Annotated in this window: 4 protein-coding genes; 1 reads left to right on the top strand and 3 read right to left on the bottom strand. The window is 71.4% G+C overall.

The genetic code is table 11. The features are described 5' to 3' along the window. Nucleotides 1–253 (bottom strand): heavy-metal-associated domain-containing protein (locus MFF42_RS06115; RefSeq protein WP_238254949.1); only part of this gene is annotated, 253 nt, incomplete at its 3' end. A gap of 99 nt (nt 254–352) precedes the next feature. Between MFF42_RS06115 and MFF42_RS06110 the strand changes: the two genes are divergently transcribed. Then, on the top strand, nt 353–754 hold the full coding sequence (locus MFF42_RS06110) for a MerR family transcriptional regulator (RefSeq protein ID WP_012752942.1): 402 nt from the start codon (nt 353–355) through the stop codon (nt 752–754). 997 nt (nt 755–1751) lie between these two features. Here the strand turns inward: MFF42_RS06110 and MFF42_RS06105 are convergent. Further along, entirely contained in the window at nt 1752–4172 is a 2421-nt protein-coding gene (locus MFF42_RS06105; protein WP_012752944.1) for a heavy metal translocating P-type ATPase, read from the bottom strand. A gap of 67 nt (nt 4173–4239) precedes the next feature. Beyond that, entirely contained in the window at nt 4240–4719 is a 480-nt protein-coding gene (locus MFF42_RS06100) for a DUF305 domain-containing protein (RefSeq protein ID WP_009865581.1), read from the bottom strand. Between the last annotated feature and the right edge of the window lie 57 nt (nt 4720–4776).

Raw genomic sequence — 4776 nt, 5'->3', positions numbered from 1 at the left:
GCGCGACGCCGTAGCCCAGGCGCTCGATGCGCCCCTCCAAGTCGGTCCTCGGCGTCGCAGCCTCGTCGAGCGCGAGGTCGAGGATTTGGCTGCCGTAGTTCACGCGCACGTCCGCGACGCCCGGCAGCCGGGAGACGGCGGTCTCGATCTTCCCGGCGCAGGTCGGGCAGTCCATGCCCCTGACCCTGTAGCGCAGGGCCTGCGCGCCGGGGGCGGACGGGGACAGGGTGTCCGCGGGGGCGGCCTGGTTCATGCTGCGCTCCGTTCGTCCGAGCCCTGGACCGGACCGGGACGGGTGCCTACATGCACCCTGTAGTCACTGCAGGGTCAAGCCGTGAGCAAAACCGCGTCCATGACCATCGGCAGGCTCGCGGAGGCAACGCAGACCCGCGTCGAGACGGTGCGGTGGTACGAGAAGGTCGGGTTGCTGCCCCCGCCGGCGCGGTCGAGCGGGAACTACCGGCTCTACGGGCCCGAGCACCTGCGCCGGCTGAGCTTCATCCGGCGGAGCCGCACCCTCGGGTTCACGGTGGAGCAGATCCGGGACTTGTTGGCGCTCTCCGACGACCGGGAGCGCTCGTGCACCGAGGTCGACATCATCGCCCGCGCCCACCTCGCCGACGTGGAGCGCAAGCTGGCCGACCTGGCCCGGCTCGCCGCGGAACTGCGCGAGGTCATCGGCCAGTGCGGCTGCGGGTCGGTCGCGGACTGCCGCATCATCGAGGCCCTCTCGCCGATGGTCGACCCCGCCTGAGGGACGTGCGGCTGGCTCCGCAGGCGACGCAAGGGGCATCAGCTCCCGTCTCTCGAACGGCCCTTGGCCGCGAACCCGCAGCACGCCACGGCGGGGGGGAGGGGGGGGCGACCGTGGCCATCGCCCGGACGGCGGCCCTGGCGCGACGGTGAGGGCCCGCATCCTCCGCTGCCAGCACAGCCGCGCCTTGTCTCATCACCTCACCTCGCCGACGATGATGCAATGTTCCACCGCGGCGCGCATCGAGATCCCGAACACAACGATCGTCCGGACAACTCACTCAAGCCTGAGCAGTGTATGAGCGAGCACGCAATGCGAGCGTCCGGGATGCCATATAACGGCCGAACATCGATGGAAGGCGCGCACGAACGAACCGGCGCCTGGTCTTCAATTGCGGAACTTCGGGAGGACGCCGCGAACCCCGACAGCGGATAGCTGCCGCGACATGGCGTGGATGATCGACGCGGGTCCGGCCGCGCTGTGGCGAGCTTCCAGCTTCACCTCAAGGCCGCGCAGCCCCACGGCCAACTCAAGTGCTTGCAGCGACCTCGTGATCTCCTCGAACCGCGCTCTCGCGTCGGACCAGCCTTGCGCGAAGCCGAACAGCTCGCGCAGGGCCGGCGCGATCTCCTTGAAGGCTGCCAGCGCCGCGACCAGGGCGTCGAGCGAGAGGCGGCCCTGGACGAAGCCACGCCGCCGGAAGCGTCAGCAGCGAGAGCAGCACGAGGCGCAGCTGGAAGCGCAGCGTCGCCCGCGGGACGTCGCGCTCAAGGCTCCGCCGCTCCGGGCTTCCGGCGCCGCGACGGCGCTGCCGTCCGCGCAGCCAGCGCCAGCCGAGGCGGAGCGCCAGCCTTCCCGTCCAGGCCGGCGCCACGACGAGAACGAGGACCGAGACGAGCTCAATCCACCCAGGGCCGTGGGGCTGATCCAGGCCGGTGACCCGGTGGATCAGGTCGTGGACGACGGGCGCGAACAAGGGGCTCCGAGGTGGGACGCTTCAACCGAGCCGGGTCGCCCGCAGGCGCAGGGCGTTGCCGATCACGCTGACCGAAGACAGCGCCATGGCGGCGGCGGCGATGACGGGCGAGAGCAGGATGCCGAGGAACGGGTAGAGGACGCCCGCCGCCATCGGCACGCCGGCCGCGTTGTAGACGAAGGCGAAGAACAGGTTCTGGCGGATGTTGCCCATCACCGCCTTCGACAGCCGCCGCGCCCGCACGATGCCGAGGAGGTCGCCCTTGAGCAGGGTCAGCCCAGCGCTCTCGATGGCCACGTCGGTGCCGGTGCCCATGGCGATGCCGACGTCGGCGGCGGCGAGCGCGGGAGCGTCGTTGACGCCGTCGCCGGCCATCGCCACGACCTGGCCGGCCGCCTTGTGCCGCTCGACCACGGCGGCCTTCTGGTCGGGCAGCACCTCCGCCTCGACCTCCTCGATCCCGAGGCGGCGCGCCACCGCCTCTGCGGTCGTCCGATTGTCGCCGGTCAGCATCACGACCCGGATGCCCTCGGCCCGGAGCGCGGCGAGCGCCTCGGGCGTCGTGACCTTGACAGGGTCGGCGATCGCGATGACGCCGGCCACGCGCCCGTCGACGGCCGCGAAGATCGCGGTCGCCCCATCTCGCCTCAGGTCGTCCGCCTCGGCCGCGTAAGTCGACACCTCCACCCCCTGCTCGCGCAGGAAGGCGGCGTTGCCGAGCGCCACCCGGCGCCCCTCGACGGTGCCGAGCGCGCCCTTGCCGGTCGGGCTGTCGAAATCCGCCACGGGAGCCAGGCCGATCCCGCGCTCCTCGGCCGCCTTCACGATGGCGAGGGCGAGCGGGTGCTCGCTCGCCCGCTCGACGCTCGCCGAGAGGCGCAGCACGCTGGCCTCGTCGAAGCCGGTCGCCGCCGCCACCCGCGTCACCGCTGGCTTGCCCTCGGTCAGCGTGCCGGTCTTGTCGACCACCAGCGTGGTGACCTTCTCCATGCGCTCCAGCGCCTCGGCGTTCTTGACGAGCACCCCGGCCCCGGCGCCGCGGCCAACGCCGACCATGATCGACATCGGCGTGGCGAGGCCGAGCGCGCAGGGGCAGGCGATGATGAGCACTGCGACAGCCGCCAGCAGCGCGAAGGTGAAGCGCGGCTCCGGCCCGAACGCCATCCAGGCGATGAAGGCCAGCGCGGCCACGCCGATGACCGCCGGCACGAACCAGCCGGCGACCTGGTCGGCGAGACGCTGGATAGGCGCGCGAGAGCGCTGGGCCTCGGCCACCATCTGGACGATGCGGGCCAGCATGGTGTCGCGCCCGACCTTGGTCGCCTCGATGACGAGGGCGCCGGACTGATTGAGGCTGCCGCCGATGACGGAGGTGCCGACCTCCTTGGTGACGGGCATCGATTCCCCGGTCACGAGGCTCTCGTCGACGGAGCTGCGGCCCTCCACGACGGCACCGTCGACCGGCACCTTTTCGCCGGGGCGGACGCGAAGGCGGTCGCCAACGCCGATGGCGTCAAGTTGCACCTCCTCGTCCGTCCCGTCGGGCCGGATGCGGCGGGCCGTCTTCGGCGCGAGGTCGAGCAGCGCGCGGAGCGCCCCGCCCGTGCTCTCGCGGGCCCGGAGCTCCAGGACCTGCCCGAGGAGCACCAGCACCGTGATGACCGCGGCCGCCTCGAAGTAGGCCGGCACCGCCCCGCCGTGACCGCGCAGCGCCTGCGGGAAGAGTCCGGGCGCAACGGTGGCGACGACGCTGTAGGCCCAGGCCACCCCGGTGCCCATCGCGATCAGGGTGAACATGTTGAGGTTGCGGCTGCGCACCGACGCCCAGGCGCGCACGAAGAACGGCCAGCCTCCCCAGAGCACGACCGGGGTCGCGAGGACGAACTGGACCCAGTTCGAATTCTGCTGGCCGAGGAGGTCGAGCAGGCCAGTCAGGTGGCCGCCCATCTCCAGCGCGAACACCGGCAGGGTCAGCGTGAGCCCGATCCAGAACCGCCGGGTCATGTCGACGAGTTCCTCGCTCGGACCCTTGTCGGCGCCGACCAGCACCGGCTCCAAGGCCATGCCGCAGATCGGACACGCCCCTGGGCCGAGCTGCCGGATCTCGGGGTGCATCGGGCAGGTGTAGATCGTGCCCTCGGGCACCGGGTCGGCCTTCTTCGCGGCCCGGCCGGGGTCGACGTAGCGGACCGGGTCGGCCTCGAACTTGGTCCGGCAGCCGTTCGAGCAGAAGTAGTAGGGGTGCCCGTCGTGCTCGGCCCGGTGCTTCGTCGCATGCGGGTCGACCATCATCCCGCAGACCGGGTCCTTCACGCGGAAGGCGCCGTCCTCGCTCTCCGTGACGCCGGCATGGTGGCCGTGGTCGTGGCCGTGTGCGTGCCCGTGCTCGGCATGGCCGTGGCCTCCTGGGGCAGGATCGTGTCCCTGTGGCGCGTCGCTCATGACCGCTCCTTCCGCATGGCCGAGCGGGCGCCGCCGGGCCGCAAGCGACCCGACGACAGCCGGCGGCTTACTGGTTGCCTTCCGTCTTGGCGTTCTTGTCGAGCCAGGCGACGAGCTCCTTGATGCTCTTCTCCTGCTCCTCGATTGTCTTTTCGGCGAGGCGCTTGCTCTCGGCGTTGTCGGCGCCCTTCAGCCCGGCGCGGGCCATGTCGATGGCGCCTTGGTGGTGCGGGATCATCGCGCAGATCCAGGCGACGTCGGGGTCGCCCGCCATCATCCCCTGCATCATCGGGCCGTTCATCGACATCATGGCCTGCTGGAGACCCTTCTGGGTCTCGGTCATCTGGCCGCCCATGCCCTGCATGGCCTGGGACATGTGCCCCTGCATGTCCTTCATCATGGCGTCCTTGCCGGCGGTGGCCGCCTTGCAGGCCTCCGGCAGCTTCACGGCGGACTGCATCGAGCCATGGTCGTGGTCGGCCGCGAGAGCCATCCCGGCGCCCGGGAGCGCCAGGGCCGCGGCGAGAATCAGGGTACGAACAAGCATGATTGCCTTCTCTCGTTGGGGGTGAGGAGCGGCCGACCGGGCCGCTCCTCACCCCCA

It is taken from the genome of Methylorubrum podarium, from assembly GCF_022179745.1.
Taxonomy (GTDB): domain Bacteria; phylum Pseudomonadota; class Alphaproteobacteria; order Rhizobiales; family Beijerinckiaceae; genus Methylobacterium; species Methylobacterium podarium.
Note: the sequence above shows the minus strand (reverse complement) of the source record. Positions and strands in the feature narration are given on the sequence as shown.